Here is a 19,347-nt window from a genome sequence, read left to right as displayed (position 1 = left end):
CTGAAAATCACGGTCGAACCGGTGCCTCACGGTTGCGGTGGCACCCGATCGGACCTACGTTTGCGTCAGTCACGACGTTCGCACGGATGCGAGAAAACGACTGCCCCAGTTCTTTTGAGACAAGATTCGGACTTCATCTCATGGCTACTGCCTTTGTCAACCAGATCAGCACCGCTGTACCCGACCTCGATGTCCACGACATCTTCGTCGACCACGCGCCCGAACTGATCGAGGAACGGCGCAAGATGCTGTTGTTCCGGCGGATGGCAGAGCGTGCCCAGATCTCTCATCGGTGGTCCGCGGTGGAGGACCCGATCACCTTCTACGGCGGAAACCCGAGCTCGGTCGACACCGAGACACGCATGGTCGAGTACGAGGACAAGGCCCCGAAACTGGCACGCAAGGCCGTCGAAGGCCTCGATCTCGGTGACGCGGCCGACGAGATCACTCATCTGGTGATCGTCACCTGTACCGGATTCTATTCTCCGGGAATCGATTACGACATCATCAAGACCTGTGGCATCAGCCCCAACGTCGACCGCACCCAGATCGGCTTCATGGGATGTTTCGCCGGTATCACCGGACTCAAGACTGCCGACAACATCGTCCGCGCGAACCCACAGGCGAAAGTCCTGCTCGTGAGCGTCGAACTGTGCTCGGTGCACATGCAGCAGCCCAAAAGCCTGGAATCGATGTTGTCGTTCTTGATCTTCGGGGACGGGTGTGCCGCCGCCGTCATCTCGGCCGATCGATCGGGCATCGAGCTCGACTCGTTCAAACAGGTCATGGTTCCCGATACGCGAGATCTGATCACCTGGCGCATCGGCAACGCCGGCTACGACATGGTTCTTTCCGGCAAGGTCCCTGGGCAGTTGGGCCGCGCACTGAACCAGGAGAACCTCAAACTCATCCTTGCCGGGCGCACCCCCGGCGACATCGATCTGTGGGCGATCCACCCGGGGGGCCGCACCATTCTCGACGCGGTGGAGAACGCACTCGAACTCGAGCCGTCCGCCTTGGAGGTGTCGCGGTACGTGCTCGACAACTACGGCAACATGTCGTCGGCCACCGTGCTGTTCGTGCTCGCCGAGATGATGAAACGGGCAGCCGCCGGAGGCCCGACCGGGATGGGTAGTGCGATGGCGTTCGGGCCAGGCCTGACTGCGGAGACGATGCTGTTCCGCCTCTGATCGGCCCGATCAGTCCTGTTCGGCCCGGCGCCTGCGGTAGGCCGCGACGTGGGCCCTGTTGCCACATCCCCCATCACTGCAGAATCGACGAGATCGGTTGCGGGACAAGTCTATGAAGACGATCCGGCAACCCTCTCCCGCACAGGTCTTCAGTCGGCTCAGCTGATCGGTGCGGATCAGGTCGATCAACGCCATCGCGTTCTCGGCGGCCATACGGTCGGCCAGTGGCGCCTCGGGTTCGGTGACGTGGATATGCCAATCCCAACCGTCGTGGCGGGTGAGGTACGGACGGGCGTCCGCCTCTCGGAGCATCATGTTCACCTCGTGCGCCGCGTCATCGATCCCGAGTTGCCAGAGGGTGTCGAGCCGGGTGCGGAGTGCTCGCACGGCATCGAGTTCGGCGGGGTCACCGTCCCGGCGGCCCGTGTAGCCCTGGTCGTCGAGGAAGTCGCGGAGCTCGCCGGCGGTGCTCAGCGTGTCGACGTCGCCGCGGCCGGTGTTGATCAACGCGGCAGTGGCCACCAACGCGACATCGGTGTCATGAGCAAATAGCATTTGACTCCTTACCAGCGATCCGTTTAGCTGTCATGAGTGTAAACATTTTTACTCCTGTCACCCTCATCGGAGGAATCTTGAAGTTCGTTGATGCGCGCACCCTGCCCGGGTTCGGTTTGGTGATGGGCGTGACGTCGGCCGTGTCGTTCGGCACCTCGGGACCCCTCGCCAAGGGACTGATCGACAGCGGCTGGTCCTCGGCCGCGGTGACGGCCGTACGGCTGGGCGCCGGCTCGCTCCTACTCCTCATTCCGCTGATTTTGCTGCGCCGCAACCTGTTTGCCCAGTGGGCCCGATCGCCGATGCTCGTGATCGCCTACGGCATCCTCGGCGTCGCGGTCGTCCAACTCAGCTTCTTCAACGCGGTCCGATACCTCGACGTGCCGGTTGCCCTGCTCATCGAATACTCGGGGCTGATCCTCGTCGTGGCGTACGACTGGCTCATCCGAGGACGCACGCCGACGACCTTGACCGGTATCGGCTGTGTCATCGCACTTGCCGGGCTTGTGATGGTCATCGTCGGCGGGGGCGACATCGGTGACATCGACCCCGTCGGGTTCGTGTGGGCCGTCATCGCCGGCGTCGGGCTCGCGGCCTACTTCATCCTGGCCACCGAGGATTTCGGCAAATCGGGTCAGAGCGTGGAGCCATTGGCCCTGACCACCGGCGGATTGCTGCTCGGTACAGCGGTGATCGGCATCGCCGGCGCGCTCGGTCTGCTGCCCATGGCCGCGGGCACCGGGTCCACCGTGCTCGCCGACACCTCGGTGCCCTGGTGGGTGATCGCACTGGCGATAGCCGGGATCTCCACCAGCCTCGCGTATGTCACAGGCGTACATGCCGTTCGGCTCCTCGGCGCCACTCCCGCGTCGTTCGTGGCGCTCATCGAGGTGCTGTCGTCTGCGGTGGTGTCGTGGTGGCTGCTGGGTCAGACCATGACCATCGCCCAGCTGGCGGGCGCGGCGGTGCTGCTGTCGGGGTTGGTCGCGGTCAACATGGGCGGGCGGCTCAAGAGCGATTCACAACTCGCGGCGCGGGTACCCGTGGAATAACCTGCCTGGGGTCCGGACTTGCACCACAAGGCCGATGAACAGACGGCTGAACCAAAAGTGCAAAGGAGCATGTTGTGGCAAAGATGTTGTTCGTGATGACCGCCGCCGATCATTGGACCCTGAAGGACGGAAGCAAGCATCCGACCGGCTTCTGGGCCGAGGAGTTCGTGGCGCCCTACGAGGAGTTCACGAACGCCGGCCACGAGGTGGTGGTGGCGACCCCAGGCGGCAAGGTGCCTGTGGTGGACCAGGGCAGCTTGGCCGCCGACGCCAACGGTGGGCAGGACAAGGCCGACGCGATCGCCGCAAAACTCGAGTCGAATGAAGAACTGAAGCATCCGATCTCTCTCGACGACGTCGACCTGAGCCAGTACGTGGCAGTTTTCTACCCCGGTGGCCACGGCCCCATGGAAGACCTCGCGGTCGATGAGGTGTCCGGTCGACTGCTGACCGAGGCCATCGATTCCGGGCGACCACTGGGCGTGGTGTGCCACGCTCCCGCAGCGTTGCTCGCCGCCACCCGCGACGACGGATCGTTCACCTTCGCCGGGTACCAGGCGACGGGATTCTCCAATGCCGAGGAAACCCAGGCAGGCCTGGCCGACAAGGCCGTCTGGCTGCTCCAGGACCGGCTGATCGACCTCGGCGTCGACTACCAGGAGGGCGAGCCCTGGGCACCCAAGGTCGTCGTGGATCGCAACCTCTACACGGGCCAGAACCCAGCGTCGTCCGCACCGCTTGCGCAGAAGATCCTCGCCGATCTCGGCTGACCCACCGGCGGTGAACGGGCGCCGGCAACGACGAGCGGTCGAAGGGATCGATACCGTCGTTGTCGGCGTCTTCTGTACGGGGCCATGGCGCGGAATTAAACGGACCGTGGTTTCATTTACAGTGTCATGAAGAACATTGGATTCTTGTCGTTCGGGCACTGGTCGGATTCACCCGGTTCGCAGACCCGGTCAGCCGCGGACACTTTGCTGCAGTCGATCGATCTTGCGGTCGCGGCCGAGGAACTCGGCGCTGATGGCGCCTATTTCCGTGTGCATCACTTCGCTCGCCAGCTGGCGTCGCCATTTCCACTCCTCGCCGCAGTCGGCGCGCGGACCAGTCGCATCGAGATCGGGACCGGCGTCATCGACATGCGCTACGAAAACCCGATGTACATGGCCGAGGACGCCGGCTCTGCGGATCTCATCTCGGGCGGCCGACTGCAGCTCGGGATCAGCCGTGGTTCGCCCGAGCAGGTGATCGATGGCTACCGGTATTTCGGCTATGCGCCGAATGAGGACGCCTCGGACGCGGACATGGCCCGCCAGCACACCGATGTGTTCCTCAAGGTCATCAACAACGCCAAGTTCGCCCAACCGAACCCGTCGCCGATGTTCCCCAATCCCCCTGGCCTGCTGGGCATCGAGCCCCAATCGCCCGGCTTGCGAGACCGCATCTGGTGGGGCGCCGGTACAAGGGCCACCGCGGAGTGGACAGCCGAGCAAGGGATGAACCTGATGAGTTCGACCCTGCTGACCGAAGACACCGGAGTGCCCTTTCATCAACTGCAGGCCGAACAGATCGAGCGTTTCCGCGAGACCTGGGAGTCGGCCGGACACAAGCGCGAGCCGCGAGTGTCCGTGAGCCGCAGCATCTTTGCTCTCGTCGACGATCGGGACCGCGCCTATTTCGGGCGTGGCGGGCAAGATGCCGATCAGGTGGGCATCATCGACGGGACCACGGCGCGATTCGGCCGGAGCTATGCCGACGAACCAGACCGGTTGATCGAACAGCTCCGCGAGGACGAGGCGATCGCAGCAGCGGACACCCTCCTTCTCACCGTGCCGAACCAGCTCGGTGCCGACTACAACGCACACGTCATCGAATCGATCCTGACGCACGTCGCCCCCGCCCTCGGTTGGCGCTGACATCGTCTGCGCGTGCGTGCGACCATGTCTCGATGAGCGAACGCGAAGTACTCACCTGGGACCTTTTCGGGGCGGCGAGTCGTGAACTCGCCCAGACGGTCGCCGATTCCGGGTTTGCCCCCGACGTGGTGCTCGGTATCGCGCGCGGGGGCCTGGTGCCTGCCGGGGCGCTGGCGTACGCGCTCGACTGCAAGTCACTGTTCACGATGAACGTCGAGTTCTACACCGGTGTGGGCACCACGCTCGACGAGCCGGTGATACTCCCGCCCATCCTCGATGCCACCGAACTGGGCGGCCTGACCGTACTCGTCGTCGACGACGTCGCGGACAGTGGAAAGACGCTGGAACTCGTACACACCTTCTGTCGCAACCACGCCTCCGAGGTACGGACGGCGGTGTTGTACGAGAAGCCCGCATCGGTGATCAAGGCCGACTACACCTGGCGGTACACCGACCGCTGGATCAACTTCCCCTGGTCCACCGAGCCGCCCATCACGCCTCGCTGACCAGGGTGGATGTGCAGCCGTTCAGTCGAGCCGCGCAGTGGGCGCCGTGATCGATCTGCGCACACTGACCGGCGAGACCGCCGTTGTCCTCCGCGGAGCGAGACGACGTCTGGCCGGCGGCGACATCGCCGGTGCTGCCGCCACGCTGACCTACTTCGCAGCGATCGCCATCGTCCCCTGGTTCCTGCTCGCGGTGTGGAGCACCACGTGGTTCGAACCCGACCTGCAGGCCCAGCAGGAGCTGCTGGCGCTGCGGGTCCTCATCCCGCCTGACATGGGGGCACGACCGGCGTTCGACGCACTGGTCGAGGCCGGGGTACAGATGGACCCACTCAAAGCACTTGTCCTGTTGTTTCCGGCATCCTTCTACGGCGAAGGTCTGCGGCGCGCATGTCTCGCCATCTCGCCCGAACCCGACCGGTTCACCGGATGGAGAGCCCGGGCCCGCGTATTGGCCTTGCTCGTCGCGATACCGGTTTTCGGACTGGTGTTCCGGACCGTGGGCGAGCAGCTTGTCACCTTCGCACCCGAGGGCGGTGGCACAGGCAGCGCGGGCGACCTGATCTTCCGCACCTGGATCGGCTTCCTCGCCACGTGGCTGGTGCTCTCGGTGGCACTCGTCTGGGTGTATCGCGCTGTCACACCGGGCAACCCGAGATGGTGGGTGGCAGGGGTGGGCGCAATCACCACCGCGTCGTTCATGGCCGGGTTCCTCCAGGGCTTCGCGTTGTTCCTGTCGCTGCCCATCGACGTCGGGATCCCCTACGCGGGCCTCGATGTCATCGGTGGTGTGGTCGCGGTCGGTCTGTGGCTCTGGATCCTGCATATGGTGGTGCTCATGGGTTGGGCGGTGACACGATCCCTCGACACCGTGGTGGACGGCCGGCGTGGGGCCGAACCCGACCACACCAGCAATGATCTGGAGGAGAAGGCTTGAGCCACATCGTTGTTGTCGGAGCGGGTGTGGGCGGATTGGCCGCGGCAACACGTCTGGCGGCACAGGGGCACGCTGTCACCCTCGTCGAACAAGCCGCCACGGTCGGCGGCAAGCTCGGTGTGGAAACGATCGACGACTTCGTGTTCGACACGGGCCCATCCCTCTTGACTCTCCCCCAGGTCCTCGACGATCTGTTCGCCGCGACCGGCAGCGGCTCGGCATCCGACGAACTCGGACTCCAGCGCCTTGACATCGCCTGCCGGTACACCTTCCCCGATGGCGCCGTCCTCGACCTCCCCGGCGAGATGCGCGACATCCCCGCCGCGCTCGACGCCGCACTGGGCGATGGCCGAGGCGCACAGTGGAGCGCATTCTCCGAGCGTGCCCAACGGATCTGGGACGTCACCCGCATCCCGTTCCTGGAATCACCGATCGACGTCCGCACGATGCTCGGACTCTCCCGCCACCTGGATGAGCTCGCCGCGGTGGCACCGTGGCGCTCATTGCGCGGGATCGGTAAGTCGTACCTGTCCGATCCCCGCCTACGGATGTTGCTCGACCGATACGCGACATACACCGGGTCTGATCCCCGCCGTGCCCCGGCCGCGCTGGCGAGTGTGCCGTACGCGGAGCAGGCTTTTGGCTCCTGGTACGTGGCCGGGGGTCTGGGGCGTATCGCTGCAGCGCTACTCGATCGCGCGCTGACCCTGGGCGTCGACGTGCGCCTTGGTACGAAGGTCACCGAGATCGTCTCGGACGCAACGGGTGTCAACGGTGTTCGGGTCGACGACGGCCGGATCATCTCCTCGGATGCGGTGGTGGCCAACGCCGATGCACACCAGGTCTACAACACGTTGCTCACGGCCCGCCGATGGCCGATCCGGCGGGCGCGATGGCGCCTGCGTCGCACCACCCGTTCGCTGTCCGGGTTCGTGATCCTGCTGGCGCTGCAGAACGCCCCTGCCGGTCAGCCACACCACCATGTGATGTTTGCCGAAGACTACGACGACGAGTTCGACGCGGTCTTCGGCCGTCGGGGTCGGGCCCGTCCGGTTCCTCGTCCGACCATTTATCTCAGCGCTCCCCCCGACCCGGCGATCGTTCCGCACGAAGGCGCGGGTGCGTGGTTCGTTCTTGTCAACGCGCCTCCGCACGACCCCGAATCGGGTACCGATTGGGACGCCCCCGGGCTGGGCGACCGGTACGCCGACCAGATCTTGGACCTGATGGCCGAACGCGGGCTGGATGTACGTGACGAGGTCACGAACCGGGTGATCATCAGCCCGGCCGATCTGCAGCGACGGACGATAACACCGGGCGGCTCCATCTACGGCACTTCGTCCAATGGTGCGATGGCGGCATTCTTGCGGCCGGCGAACAGATCACCCGTTCCTGGCCTGTTCCTCGTCGGCGGCTCGGCCCATCCGGGCGGCGGCCTGCCATTGGTGATGATGTCGGCCAAGATCGTCGCCGACATGATCGGGGACGTCGAGGGCAGTCAGTCCTCAAGGGCCGAGTGAACAGCGACCAGTAACTGGGCAAGGCCCGCAACGGCCAACACGGTTGCGATGATGGAGTAGATGGTCACGAGGGTGACGCCGTCGAGGGCGGGTAACACGTCGATCCCCGACCGCCTGGCACCCCACTCGATGGCGCTGGTCGCGGTGGCGAAGGATGCGACGATCACCCGCGATGGACGCTCCCACCACGTCAGCACTCCGGGCCCCTCCATCCCGGTGGCCTGCGCGTGCGCACGTACGGACTCGAGCAACAACGTGAGCAGGGCGAGCGAAACCCCGAGCCACGCAGGGGCACCGAGGACAACCAGCGTGAGGATCAGCAACAGGTCTGAACAGCGGTCGGCGAACGGGTCGAGTACCCGGCCCCACCGAGACGCCTTGCCGGCGCGTACCGCGATCGCGCCGTCCACACCGTCGAGCACAGCGCCGACGAGGATCACGAGCATGGCCACCATGGGCCACGCGGCACCGGCCGAGGCGATCAGCGGAACGGCCGCCATGACCGCGACTCCCGCGACCGTGACCGTGCTGGGGCTGACACCTGCGCGCACCAACGGGGTCGCGCATGTGTGAGCGATACGAACCCAGCCGCTGATCCACATCGAACTCCGGGGGTCGATACCGCCATGCAGACGCGACCAACCGGCATACGCTTCTTCACGGGAAAACACGGGCCGCATAGGTACTGATACCTCCGATCTGCGACTCGCAAACCCGACCACACCGCGGCGTACGCCATAAACCGCCAACGTGGGTGCCGGGTCGGGACGTACTTCGATCGAGCAGAGGAAGGAAGCCGTGGCCACCTTTGCGTTCATCCACGGGGCCGGGGATGTCGGCTGGTATTGGCGTCTCGTGGAATCCGATCTACGCACGCGGGGACACGAAACGGTGGCACCTGATCTGCCCTGCGAAGACGACTCGGCCAGCGTCGCCGAGTATGCCGACACGATTGCCGCTGCGGTGAGCGATCGGTCCGACATCGTTGTCGTCGCGCATTCGGCGGGCGGTCTCACCGCTCCCCTCGTCTGTGAGCGGGTCGCCGTCGAGTTGCTCGTTCTGGTCGCGCCGATGATCCCGACCGCCGGCGAGGCACCCGGCGATTACTTCACCAACACCCGCCTCGGCGACGAAAAGCGCACGCACTACGACGATGTTGTCGCGCTGTTCTATCACGACGTGCCGCCGGAGTTGGCCGCGCAGGCCGTGGCGAAAGGTCGCGATGAGTCCGACGCGCGGGCCGACGAACCGACACCTCTGCGCGCCTGGCCTGATATCCCCACCCGGGTGCTGATCTGCCGGGAGGACCGGGTGTTCCCTGCTGCCTACCTACGGCGGGTGGTCACCGAGCGACTCGGCATCACCCCGGACGAGATGGACGGCGGACACTCCCCCGCGCTCAGCCGACCACTCGAGTTGGCACACCGCCTCCACACCTACGCGACCGAGCAGGGCCTGGCGCCTGCGAGCGCCGGGCAGGAGACCGGCGGCCAGGTGCCATGACAGACATCTACGACGGTTACGACGCCGAATTGTCGCTCTACGACGAACCACTGCACCGGGCCTGCGCCGTCGGAGCCGGCGACCGCGTACTCGACATCGGGTGTGGAACCGGACACTCCACCCGCCAGGCGGCGCGAACAGCTCACGCCGGCAACGCCTTCGGGATCGACATCTCCGAATCCGCCATCGAGCGAGCCCGAAAAATCGCTGATGCCGAGCAACTTTCAACCGTGACGTTCGAGGTCGCGGACGCACAGACCCATCCGTTCACACCGGGCGGCTTCGACGTGGCGATCAGTCGTTTCGGAACCATGTTCTTCGACGACCCGGTCGCGGCGTTCACCAACATCGGACGCGCGATACGGCCGGGCGGGCGACTGGCCATGCTCGTGTGGCAGGCACGCGAGCACAACGAATGGAGCTCGGCCATCGCCCGTGCCCTCGCCGCAACCATCCCCTCGGGCCCCGGCCAAGTACCTGATGCGTTCTCACTCGCCGATCCATCAACCGTCGCGGCGATCATGAGCGATGCCGGGTTTGTCGACGTCGTCGTCGACGGCGTCCATGAGCCGGTCTTCTACGGTCGAGATGTCCAGGCCGCCCTTGACTGGGTCGGTGGCTTCGCGAATGTTGCCGACACGATGGCACGGCTGAGTCCGCTCGAGGCCGAACAGGCGACGGGGCGTGTGCGCAACATGCTGACGAGCCACCAACGTGCAGACGGTGTCTGGTTCGACGCGCGGGCCTGGCTCGTCACGGCCCGCGTGCCCGAAGCTCAGTGACCTGGTCGCCTGCGGGAGCGGTGCCTGCGTGAAACCGGCCATCAGTCGATGCGCCGACCACCCATCCGATTCGTGTTCTGTTCCGAAGAAACAAATGCAACGCCTCAACAGTCTGACCGCCGCTCGGGGACGGAGAACGCCACATGACGTCAGTAGATCAACACACCGAGGCGCCGATCTCGAACGATCTGCTCCAGGAGCGAAGCCACGAGATCGTCACTGCTGTCAACGCCGTGCTCACCGCCCACGTCTCCGACCACTCGGCCGCGATGAGTGATCTGAGTGCGGAGGTCACCCCCCTGGCCACAGCCGTCACCGACAGCCTGGACCGCGGGAAGCGGCTACGCGCTCAGTTCTGCATGTGGGGTTCGTACGGTGTGACCGAAGGTGAGCTGGCTGCCGGCGTCGCCGAGATGGCAGCGGCGATCGAGCTCTTCCACTTCGCCGCACTTGTGCACGACGACCTGATGGACAACAGCGACACCAGGCGCGGGCTGCCAACGATGCACCGCCACTTCACGGCCGAACACGCGCGACAGCAACGACTCGGCGACGGTGACGAACATGGCTCGGCGGCTGCCATCCTGGTCGGCGACATGTGCCTGTCGTGGTCCGACGACTTGTCCGCGATGGCCACCGACGCTCTCGATCCGAGGTCACGCCGCGCGGTTCGGGCCATCTGGTCGCAGATGCGCGACGAGGCCTATGCGGGTCAATATCTCGACATGCTCAGCCAGACCGAGGCCGCCACCTCCCGCCGCCGCGCCGACCTCATCCTCCGATTGAAAAGCGCGAAGTACACGATCAGCCATCCGCTCCGACTCGGTGGCGCGATCGCCGGTGCCGGTGACACGCTCCTGCACCTCTACGACCAGATCGGGCTGACCGCCGGCGAAGCCTTCCAGCTGCGTGACGATCTCCTGGGCGTGTTCGGCGACCCCCAGATCACCGGTAAACCAGCGATCGACGATGTTCGTGAAGGCAAGCGCACCCTGCTGATGGCGGTCGCCGAGTCGCGTGCCGACAATGCGCAGAAAGACATCCTCAGGCGCTCACTGGGCAATCCCGAACTGACCGACGCCGACCTCGAGGCCGTGCGTTCAGTGCTCACCGAGACCCGCGCCGATCAGGCAATCGAGACGCGGATCGGTGAACTCACAAGCGACGCAATGGAAATCGTCGGCGCTCTACCGGTGGACACCGTCACCCGGCAGGCTTTGACCATCCTCATCGAGAAGTGCGTCTGGCGTCAAGCCTGACCGATCTCTTCGGCAAGCGCATCGGTGTGAGTGGCCGACGTCAGTGTGACGGGCCGACGTCAGTGTGACGGACCGACGGTCCGGTCTCCCTTGATGCGTTTGCGGATGAGCTCGGCGCTGATCAAACACATCGGCAGACCGATACCGGGGCGGGTACTCGACCCGGCATAGAACAGGCCCTCGACCTTGCGGGAGCGGTTGGTGGCGCGCAGAAATGCACTCTGCCGCAACGTATGCGCCGGGCCGAGTACACCACCCGACCACGAGTTGACGTTGTCGACGAAGTCAGCGGGCCCCACCGACCGCCGGACGACGATCCGCTCGGCGAGATCCGGGATGTTCGCCCACGAGGCGATCGTCGCAACAGCCTGGTCCACGGCCTTCTCGATGTCGGGGGCGCCGGCACCATCGACTCCCCCGTGTCCCAGACCGGGATCCGGAGGTGAGGGCACCAAGATGAAGATGTTCTCGTGGTCTGCGGGCGCCACCGAGTCGTCCGTTGCGGACGGGCGGCACACGTACAGCGATGCGGGATCCGGCATATGCGTCGGGGACTCGAAGATCGCGTCGAAGTTGGTTGTCCAGTCGTCGGTGAAGAACAGCGAATGATGTGCCAGTTCAGGGAGACTTCCCTGCACACCCAGATAGGCCAGGACAGCGCCGGGCCCCGAAGTCGCCTTGTCCCACCACCGTTGGGGGAACGTCTGCAGATGCTCCGGCAGCAGCCTGGTCTCCACGTGGTGCAGGTCCGCGGCGCCCACGACGATGTCGGCCGCGATATCCCGTTGGGTGCCATGGCTCTCAGCGACCCGCACCCCGACAACCTCGTCGCGGCGTCGCCCGAATGCCCGGCGACCCCGCCTTCCGCCGGCCCTCGGGCGGGTGAGGATTGCGGTCGCTGCCGTACCGGTGTGCAGTCGCACCCCGTTGTCGGCCGCCAGCCTGGACAGCGCCTCGACAAACGTGGTGAAACCCCCGTCGGGGTAACGGACCCCGTCAGCGAGATCGAGCCAGCTCATCAGGTGGTAGATGGCCGGGGTGCGTTCCGGCGAAGACCCGAGGAACACCGCCGGGTAGCCGAGAACCTGCTGCAACCGCCGATCCGAGAACCTCTGCGAGACAAACGATTCCAACGATCTGGTGAGCAGCTCGGCCAGCTTCGGCGCATTGCGCAACACGTCTCGGCCGAGGAAGGCTCGCGGTGAATCGAAACTCGTGTAGAGGAAACGTTTGACGGCGATGTCGTAGGCATGCCGGGCGGAGTCGAGGTAGTCGCCCAGGCCTGCGCCGGCACCCGGCTCGATGCTCTCGAACAGTGCCCGGTTACGTTCTTCGTCACCTTCGACGTCGATTTTCTCGTCGACACCTTCGAAGAACACCCGATAGCCCGGCTCGAGACGAACCAGGTCGACCTGCTCTTCGGTGGAAGTCCCGAGCAGTTCGAAGAAGTGGTCGAACACCTCGGGCATCAGCCACCACGACGGCCCGGTGTCGAAACGAAATCCATCGTGATCCCAGGAGCCCGCGCGGCCACCGAGGTCATCGTTCTTCTCGACCAATTCGACGTCGTGGCCGTCATGGGCCAGCAGGGCAGCAGTGGCCAGTCCCGCAACACCACCGCCGATGATGACTACCTTTTTGGATGGTGCGGTCACTTGACGCTGTTCTCCGTATCGATGTCGTGAGGTCGCCCGCGGCGCAGGGCTGCTCTCGCCGCGATGCGCGCCTTCTCCGGCGCGGGCACGCGCACCCTGGTCAGCCGAGCTTGCGCCGCCGTCGTCGCCCGGAGGCGCCGGGTCAGTTCGGCGAACAGGTCGTGTGCGGTACACACTGCCACGCGCGAGCCTCGCGGTAGCCGTGGAATGACCTCCGCGGCCGCAGCCAGGTCCATCTCGATGTCGTCGAGCCAGCTGCCCCAGATCTCTTCGTCGAGGTCGTCGGGTTGGAGGCCGACAAGATACTGCCGTCCGAGTCCGTCGCTGTCGTCGCCGAAGTCCCGGAGGAAGTTGATCTTCTGGAATGCGGCACCGAGGCGCTGGGCACCGGGCGCCAGCTCCGCGTAGCGACCGGAGGGATTGGGTTCTCCGGCCACGAATGCGCACAGGCACATCAGGCCGATCACTTCAGCTGACCCGTAGATGTAGCTCCCGAGGCTCGTGAAGTCGTGTTTTGTGCGCTGTAGGTCTGTGCGCATCGAGTGAAAGAACGGGGCGACGAGTTCCTTGTCGATCCCGACTCGACGAGCGGTCCTCGCGAACGCGTGAACAACGAGATTGGCACTCGATCCCGTGTCGATCGCCGCGAAGGTGTCCTGTTCGAGCTTGTCGAGCTCCACCAGCCTGTCGACGCCGTCCTGACCGGGCCGAGGGGCATCCACCACTTCGTCGGCTATCCGTACCAACGCGTAGATGTTGCGGACGTCTTGGCGCACCTGTCCGCCGAGCATCCGGGTAGCGAGCCCGAAAGACGAAGAGTAGCAACGGATCACCAGCGCCGCGCTGGCGTCGGCTGCCGCGTCGTACCGTAAATACGGCGCCATTGCATCCATGCGCCCACGTGTTTGCACCATTCGACTCGCCCTCGCTTTCGGTCCACCGGCTCGCAGGGTCATCGGTTGACCTCCATCTGCGCCCGTAGCCAGTTGGGATGTGCGTCGAGACCGTAGGGATCAGATGCGGGCATTGACCGGATCTGTTCGACGAGCCACGGGCTCAGGGCCCAGGGGGCACGTTCGGCAACTGCCCACACATCGGAGATGTCGGACCACGCGTATTCGGCGACTTCGTCCGGGTCCGGCCGCAGCGTCCCCACCGGGCTCGCGACGAACACCGGACAGATCTCGTTCTCCACCACGCCGCTGGAATCGACGGCCCGGTAGCGAAAGTCGGGTAGCACGCAACGCAGATCCTCGACATCGAAGCCCAGCTCGCGTTGCGCGTAACGATAGATTGCGTCCTCGACGGATTCACCGGGCCGCGGATGCCCACAGAACGAATTGGTCCACACGCCGGGCCATGTCCGCTTGCTCAGTGCACGCCGGGTCATCAGCAAGCGGCCCTCGTCGACCACGTGGCACGAGAATGCAAAATGCAGGGGGGTGTGTGGGGTGTGCACGGTCGCGCGGTCAGCCGTTCCACATGGACGCCCGTCAGCGCTTGCCAAAACCACCAAGTCGTCGGTCATGCATACCTCGTCTTTTCGGGTGTGTATGTTCCTCTCCTGGTATTCGGAACCGCTCACAGAGCGGACGTCTCCGACCAGAAGGAGTTTTTTGGTCCCCTTCGGACATGCGCACAGCCGGGAGATCGCGGGCTGGACCGGCGCTGCTTGTCCTCGGATACCCACCAAGAGCCCAGGTCACTCCTGCCCAGCGGCTGATCCGCGCCAAACGCTCCACAGACGCAGAAACGCTCCACCTGTAGGTGGAGCGTTTCGAAGTAAATGGCGCGTATTCGGCCCCGTGTTTCTGTGGAGCGCGGTGTTTCTGTGGAGCTAAGGGGAATCGAACCCCTGACCTTCTCGATGCGAACGAGACGCGCTACCAACTGCGCTATAGCCCCTTTGCCGCGTGAGCGACTCGACAAGATTAACAGGGCGGGACTACTGCCCCACCACCCGCCGGTACGAGGGTTCACGGACAATCTCTTCGCGGTGCTCGAACCGCGGCAGGTGGTCGAAGATCGGGTCCTCGTCATCGATCTCCAGCACGATCGCGCCTGGCCGTCGGAGTCTGCGGGGCACCTCGGCCCGGGGGTCGACCTCCGGATGCGCGCGGCGTTCTTCCTCCTGGCGCTTGGCCCGGGCGAGCCGCTGCATCCGCTGACGACGGATGCGCTGTTCGTTCCGCACTGCGCGGCGCAGGAACGCAAGGTAACCGACCAGCGCGACAACCGTGGCCGCGGCGATGATCCAGCCCACCGAACCCAGGAAGAAGCCGGCCGCCATGCCTAGCAGCGCCAGCCCCCCGAGCACGGCCATCACGCGCTGGCGGAACCGGTAGCGCTTGTCGCTGCGCTCGCGATCGGCCTCGGGGTCGAAGCCTCCGCGACGTGCACGCCGGGCGACCTCGTCCTGCTCCGCCTGATCCGCAGCCTCATCGGCCCTGATGTCTTCGTCGGTGAGATCGTCGTCGTAGTCCGCGTCGTCATAGTCGGCGTCTTCGTGGTCGACGTCGTCGTGGTCGGCGTCCTCGTAATCTGCCTCGATCTCGGCGTCATCATGGTCCGCGTCGTCATGGTCCGCGTCTTCGAGCTCAGCATCGTCGAGGTCTGCGTCCTCGACGCCCCGATCATCGCGATCTGCGTCTGCATTTTCGTCATCGCGCTCAGCAACGGCGTCGCGGTGATCGGATGACTCGATATCGGCGTCTTCGACCACAACGGTCTTGTCGTCCGTGGTTGCGTCGACATCACCGTCGCTGTTGTCAACAGTCTTTGTCTGGGACGGAGCTGCAACGGTTTTCACCGAGACCGATGCAGGCTCGGACTTGCCGACCGGAACCTTGGTCGTCGTGGCGTCCTGGACGTCCACGGCATCTGTTGCCGCCGTTGCCTTTGCGGTCTTGCGATACTCACGCACCGGGGGTTCCCAGTCGGGATCGTGCGGATGACGGCCTGCAGCCATGCGACGACGGGTCTTGGCGATGGCCCGGCCACCTCGGTAGAGCACCCGTGTCGACATCGCGGCGTCGGTGGTCTTGCGCACGGTGGGACGCGACTTCACCACCATCGGCACCAGAACAAAGAGCCAGATCGCCACCAGACACACCCACAGCAACGAGTTCGGCATGGGCAGCTCCTTCCTGTCGGCAATCTCGCCCCGACCGGCCGGTCGAGTACGCGTCAGTCACACCTGTAACAGACGATAGGAATCAGGCTATGGCTCAGCGCAGCCCAACCAGCGCCGACGCGCCGACGTCCCGGCCGATTGGTTCCATCTCTGGGTGATCACGCGGTGATCGAAGAAGAGAGGCCTCCCAGCGCGAGCCGGGAGGCATGTACTCGCAGATGCCGGGAGTTCAGGCGGTGGCGTGGCCGTTGCGGATCAATGTGTCCACGGCACTGCTGGTGAGATCTTCGGTGGTCAACGCGAGCAACAAATGGTCGCGCCAGGCGCTGTTGACGTCCATGTAGCGCTTGAGCAGGCCTTCGTCGCGGAACCCCACCTTGTGCAGTACCGCCAGCGACGCCGCGTTGGCGGGCTGCACTGTGGCCTCGAGTCGGTGCAGGCCCGCAGGCCCGAAACAGTGGTCGACTCCGAGTGCCAGTGCGCCCGTTGCCACTCCACGTCCGGCGACCGCGGCATCCACCCAATATCCGATCCATGCGTTGCGCAGCGCGCCACGCTGAATGTTGCCCACCGTCAGTTGTCCGCAGTATTCGCCGTCCAATTCGATGACAAACGGCAGCATGTTCCCAGCCTTTGCCTCGGCCCTCAAGACCGAATGCAGACCCGGCCAGGCCGCGGGGTTGTGCCGGGCCGACCACAAGCCGACGCCCGTGGGCTCCCACGGCATCAGCGAATTCTGGTTCTCGATGCGAAGCCTGCTCCACACCCTGGCGTCACGCAGCCGGACCGGACGTACCGTAACCGCGCCTCCCGCAACGGATATCGGCCCGAGCTTGGCCGGCCATCCACGGCGACCGGTGTCACCCCTGCTCCAGGCGCGCACGGTGCACTCTCACCCCCGCTGAGCCAGGAATGCGACGTCCACCTCGTCGCCGGCGCGCAATTCAACGTCTTCCGGCTCGATGATGACCAAGCAGTTCGCCTCCGCCAAGCCCGCCAGCAGATGTGATCCACCGTCGGCGGCTGCGATCACCTGAGCGAGGTATTCGCCCGTCTGCTCGTCGCGCATCAGCTGCCCACGCAGATATCCGCGCCTTCCCTCCACCGAGGTGATGGGGCTGACCGTGCGGGCACGTACCACTCGCCGCATCGGTTGGCGTTTGCCGAGCGCGATCCGGATCAGCGGTCGCACCATCACTTCAAAGGCCACCAACGCTGAGACCGGATTCGCAGGAAGAAGGAAGGTGGGCACCTCGTCGCGGCCCAGCTGGCCGAAACCCTGGACCGACGCCGGGTACATCGCGATGCGTTCGATCTCCAATTCGCCCAGCTCCGAGAGGGCTTCGCGAATCGATTCCGAAGCCGCCCCACCGACCGGGCCGGTGATCACGACGATCTCAGAACGAATCAGCTGCCCCTCGACCAGTTCACGGAGTTGCGACGGCTCGCTGTCGGCGATGCCGACCCTGTTGACGTCTGCGCCGGCGTCACGAGCGGCCGCGGCGAGGGCGTAACTGTTGACGTCGTACACCTGACCGCCACCGGCCGTCCGGTCGATGTCGACCAGTTCGCCGCCGATGGAGATGACGGAAAGTCGTGGCCGCGGATGAACCAGCACGCGGTCGCGGCCGACTGCGGCAAGCAGACCGACCTGCGCGGGCCCGATGATCGTTCCGGTTCGAACTGCTACGTCACCGGGCTGGACATCATCGCCGACGTGCCGAACGTATTGCCCACTGCGTACGGCATGACCGATTCGGACTTTGGGCAGTCCGCCGTCGGTCCACCGCTTGGGCACCACGGCGTCGGCCAGTGTCGGCAAGGGAGCGCCGGTCTCCACCCGGACCGCCTGCCTTGGCTGGAGCCGTGTTGGCGTCCGCGAACCCGCCTTCAACTCCCCCACCACTGGCAGGACGACAATCACCTGGTCGCCCGGCGACTCCGATTCCTCATCGGCGATGGTGCCCGCTTCGGCGACATCCACACTGCGAACGGCATATCCGTCGATGGCAGCCTGATCGAACCCGGGCAACGGCTTGTCGGCAACAACCTCCTCGGCACACAGCAGACCCTGTGACTCCGAGATCGCGACGCGCACCGGTCTGGGAGCCACTGCCGCGGCGGTCACTCGGCTCAGGTGATCTTCCACCGAACGCACCGATCGCCTCCTTCAATCGCCGTGGCGGCCCGATAGTGCTCGTTCGCCGTGCCAACGGGTCGCCGTGTCGTAGTTCTGACGACTGACGTTAGCTGGTTTGTCGGCGATTTCCGTTCTCTCGGATCCAGGGATCGCCGCGCGCCATCGCACAACGCGGTCAGACCGGTGCTGTTGTCGGTCGGAGGTCAGCTGCACCCGAGGCGTTCGACCAGCCACTCCCGCAATTCGGGGCCGTAATCCTCACGGTTGAGGGCGATGTCGACCGACGCCTTCAGGTACCCGCCCGGGTTCCCGAGGTCGTGGCGAGTTCCGCGGTGAACCACGACGTGAACCGGATGACCTTCGTCGATCAACAAAGCGATGGCATCGGTGAGCTGCAATTCGCCACCTGCGCCGGGTTCAATTCGTCGCAATGCATCAAATATTGCGCGGTCGAGGATGTATCGCCCGGCCGCCGCATAATTGGAGGGTGCGTCTTTTGCCTCGGGCTTTTCGACCATTCCCTTCAGCTTCATCACATTGGGATTTGCAGCATCGGGAAGTTCTTCGACGTCGAATACGCCATAGGCGCTGATCTTCTCGGTCGGGACCTCGATGGCGCAGAGCACCGTGCCGCCGCGCTTGGCGCGCGTACGGGCCATCACTTCCAGGACGCCGTTGGGAAGAACCAGATCGTCGGGCAACAGAACCGCGACGGCATCCTCGTCGTCGTCGAGTTTGGCCTCGACGCATCCGACCGCATGGCCGAGTCCGAGGGGCTTCTCCTGGATGACCGACGCGACCTCCAGCAACGATGGCGCGTTCCGCACCTTGGCCAGCATGGTGTCTTTGCCGCGGGATTCAAGGGTGTGTTCGAGCACCAGGTCTTCGACGAAGTGCGCGACGACGCCGTCTTTACCCGGCGACGTGATGATCAGCAGTCTCTCGGCACCGGCCGACTTGGCCTCTTCGGCCACCAATTCGATACCCGGCGTGTCCACCACGGGAAGGAGCTCTTTTGGCACGGTCTTGGTCGCCGGGAGAAAACGTGTACCCAAGCCGGCGGCCGGCACAATTGCGGTTCGCGGAATGGGCGGCGTGCCCGGAACGGACTCGTATTCGACCTCGTTGGCCGGGCTGGTCTGCGCTTCAGTCATTTTCCCACCCTAGGTTGATCACACTGGTGTGTGAGTAAACCTATC

General features: G+C 65.1%; 19 protein-coding genes and 1 tRNA gene. 10 read left to right on the top strand and 10 right to left on the bottom strand.

The features are described from left to right. Positions 1 to 140: 140 nt before the first annotated feature. The gene (locus CSW57_RS05425) at positions 141 to 1,190 is read left to right on the top strand and encodes a type III polyketide synthase (protein ID WP_099381746.1); all 1,050 of its coding nucleotides are present in this window, start codon (positions 141 to 143) and stop codon (positions 1,188 to 1,190) included. 9 nt (positions 1,191 to 1,199) lie between these two features. On the opposite strand, the gene CSW57_RS05420 is transcribed toward CSW57_RS05425, so the two are convergent. Then, positions 1,200 to 1,745 (bottom strand): CGNR zinc finger domain-containing protein, encoded by a 546-nt coding sequence (locus CSW57_RS05420; RefSeq protein WP_099381745.1) that lies wholly within the window; start codon positions 1,743 to 1,745, stop codon positions 1,200 to 1,202. Positions 1,746 to 1,822: 77 nt separating this feature from the next. On the opposite strand from CSW57_RS05420, the gene CSW57_RS05415 reads away from it, so the two are divergent. From CSW57_RS05415 to CSW57_RS05390, 6 genes are all read left to right on the top strand, one after another. Then, a complete protein-coding gene (locus CSW57_RS05415; protein ID WP_223249048.1) occupies positions 1,823 to 2,797 on the top strand; it encodes an EamA family transporter in 975 nt (324 codons plus the stop codon). Positions 2,798 to 2,871: 74 nt separating this feature from the next. Then, entirely contained in the window at positions 2,872 to 3,567 is a 696-nt protein-coding gene (locus tag CSW57_RS05410; protein ID WP_099381743.1) for a type 1 glutamine amidotransferase domain-containing protein, read from the top strand. 126 nt (positions 3,568 to 3,693) lie between these two features. Then, positions 3,694 to 4,713 carry an LLM class flavin-dependent oxidoreductase gene (locus CSW57_RS05405; RefSeq protein WP_099381742.1) on the top strand — a complete coding sequence of 340 codons (1,020 nt, stop codon included), beginning with the start codon at positions 3,694 to 3,696 and terminating at the stop codon, positions 4,711 to 4,713. A 32-nt stretch (positions 4,714 to 4,745) separates the two neighbouring features. Then, positions 4,746 to 5,219, top strand: a complete 474-nt coding sequence (locus tag CSW57_RS05400; protein WP_099382075.1) for a phosphoribosyltransferase — start codon at positions 4,746 to 4,748, stop codon at positions 5,217 to 5,219. 37 nt (positions 5,220 to 5,256) lie between these two features. Beyond that, positions 5,257 to 6,156, top strand: a complete 900-nt coding sequence (locus CSW57_RS05395) for a YihY/virulence factor BrkB family protein (RefSeq protein ID WP_099381741.1) — start codon at positions 5,257 to 5,259, stop codon at positions 6,154 to 6,156. Further along, on the top strand, positions 6,153 to 7,676 hold the full coding sequence (locus CSW57_RS05390; protein WP_099381740.1) for a phytoene desaturase family protein: 1,524 nt from the start codon (positions 6,153 to 6,155) through the stop codon (positions 7,674 to 7,676). Before CSW57_RS05395 ends, CSW57_RS05390 begins: the two co-directional genes overlap by 4 nt. On the opposite strand, the gene CSW57_RS05385 is transcribed toward CSW57_RS05390, so the two are convergent. Continuing rightward, the gene (locus tag CSW57_RS05385; protein WP_099381739.1) at positions 7,655 to 8,356 is read right to left on the bottom strand and encodes a CDP-alcohol phosphatidyltransferase family protein; all 702 of its coding nucleotides are present in this window, start codon (positions 8,354 to 8,356) and stop codon (positions 7,655 to 7,657) included. The two genes, CSW57_RS05390 and CSW57_RS05385, sit on opposite strands and share 22 nt — an antisense overlap. 118 nt (positions 8,357 to 8,474) lie before the next feature. On the opposite strand from CSW57_RS05385, the gene CSW57_RS05380 reads away from it, so the two are divergent. The 3 genes from CSW57_RS05380 to CSW57_RS05370 all read left to right on the top strand — a co-directional run bounded on the left by CSW57_RS05380 (position 8,475) and on the right by CSW57_RS05370 (position 11,220). Then, entirely contained in the window at positions 8,475 to 9,179 is a 705-nt protein-coding gene (locus tag CSW57_RS05380; RefSeq protein ID WP_099382074.1) for an alpha/beta hydrolase, read from the top strand. Further along, positions 9,176 to 9,961 (top strand): class I SAM-dependent methyltransferase, encoded by a 786-nt coding sequence (locus CSW57_RS05375; RefSeq protein ID WP_099381738.1) that lies wholly within the window; start codon positions 9,176 to 9,178, stop codon positions 9,959 to 9,961. Before CSW57_RS05380 ends, CSW57_RS05375 begins: the two co-directional genes overlap by 4 nt. Positions 9,962 to 10,104: 143 nt before the next feature. Continuing rightward, positions 10,105 to 11,220, top strand: a complete 1,116-nt coding sequence (locus tag CSW57_RS05370; RefSeq protein WP_099381737.1) for a polyprenyl synthetase family protein — start codon at positions 10,105 to 10,107, stop codon at positions 11,218 to 11,220. A gap of 59 nt (positions 11,221 to 11,279) precedes the next feature. Here the strand turns inward: CSW57_RS05370 and crtI are convergent, their stop codons facing one another. The 8 genes from crtI to CSW57_RS05330 form a co-directional block, all read right to left on the bottom strand. After that, the gene (gene crtI, locus CSW57_RS05365) at positions 11,280 to 12,875 is read right to left on the bottom strand and encodes a phytoene desaturase family protein (RefSeq protein WP_099381736.1); all 1,596 of its coding nucleotides are present in this window, start codon (positions 12,873 to 12,875) and stop codon (positions 11,280 to 11,282) included. After that, complete coding sequence (locus tag CSW57_RS05360) at positions 12,872 to 13,759, bottom strand: phytoene/squalene synthase family protein (RefSeq protein WP_223249047.1); 888 nt, start codon at positions 13,757 to 13,759, stop codon at positions 12,872 to 12,874. The genes crtI and CSW57_RS05360 overlap by 4 nt, the downstream gene beginning before the upstream one ends. A gap of 68 nt (positions 13,760 to 13,827) precedes the next feature. Next, positions 13,828 to 14,403 carry an isopentenyl-diphosphate Delta-isomerase gene (gene idi / locus CSW57_RS05355; RefSeq protein WP_099381734.1) on the bottom strand — a complete coding sequence of 192 codons (576 nt, stop codon included), beginning with the start codon at positions 14,401 to 14,403 and terminating at the stop codon, positions 13,828 to 13,830. 304 nt (positions 14,404 to 14,707) lie between these two features. Next, a tRNA-Ala gene (locus tag CSW57_RS05350) sits at positions 14,708 to 14,780 on the bottom strand. A 40-nt stretch (positions 14,781 to 14,820) separates the two neighbouring features. Next, positions 14,821 to 16,008, bottom strand: coding sequence for a divisome protein SepX/GlpR (gene sepX / locus CSW57_RS05345; RefSeq protein ID WP_099381733.1), 1,188 nt, complete (start codon positions 16,006 to 16,008; stop codon positions 14,821 to 14,823). 229 nt (positions 16,009 to 16,237) lie between these two features. Beyond that, the gene (locus CSW57_RS05340; protein ID WP_099381732.1) at positions 16,238 to 16,891 is read right to left on the bottom strand and encodes a GNAT family N-acetyltransferase; all 654 of its coding nucleotides are present in this window, start codon (positions 16,889 to 16,891) and stop codon (positions 16,238 to 16,240) included. 9 nt (positions 16,892 to 16,900) lie between these two features. Continuing rightward, positions 16,901 to 18,166 carry a molybdotransferase-like divisome protein Glp gene (gene glp, locus CSW57_RS05335; protein WP_030170543.1) on the bottom strand — a complete coding sequence of 422 codons (1,266 nt, stop codon included), beginning with the start codon at positions 18,164 to 18,166 and terminating at the stop codon, positions 16,901 to 16,903. A 185-nt stretch (positions 18,167 to 18,351) separates the two neighbouring features. Further along, positions 18,352 to 19,302 carry a UTP--glucose-1-phosphate uridylyltransferase gene (locus CSW57_RS05330; protein ID WP_099381731.1) on the bottom strand — a complete coding sequence of 317 codons (951 nt, stop codon included), beginning with the start codon at positions 19,300 to 19,302 and terminating at the stop codon, positions 18,352 to 18,354. Positions 19,303 to 19,347: the final 45 nt, after the last annotated feature.

The sequence above is a fragment of the Williamsia muralis genome, assembly GCF_002735905.1.
Taxonomy (GTDB): Bacteria; Actinomycetota; Actinomycetes; order Mycobacteriales; family Mycobacteriaceae; genus Williamsia; species Williamsia muralis_A.
This window is presented reverse-complemented; position numbering and strand designations above follow the sequence as displayed.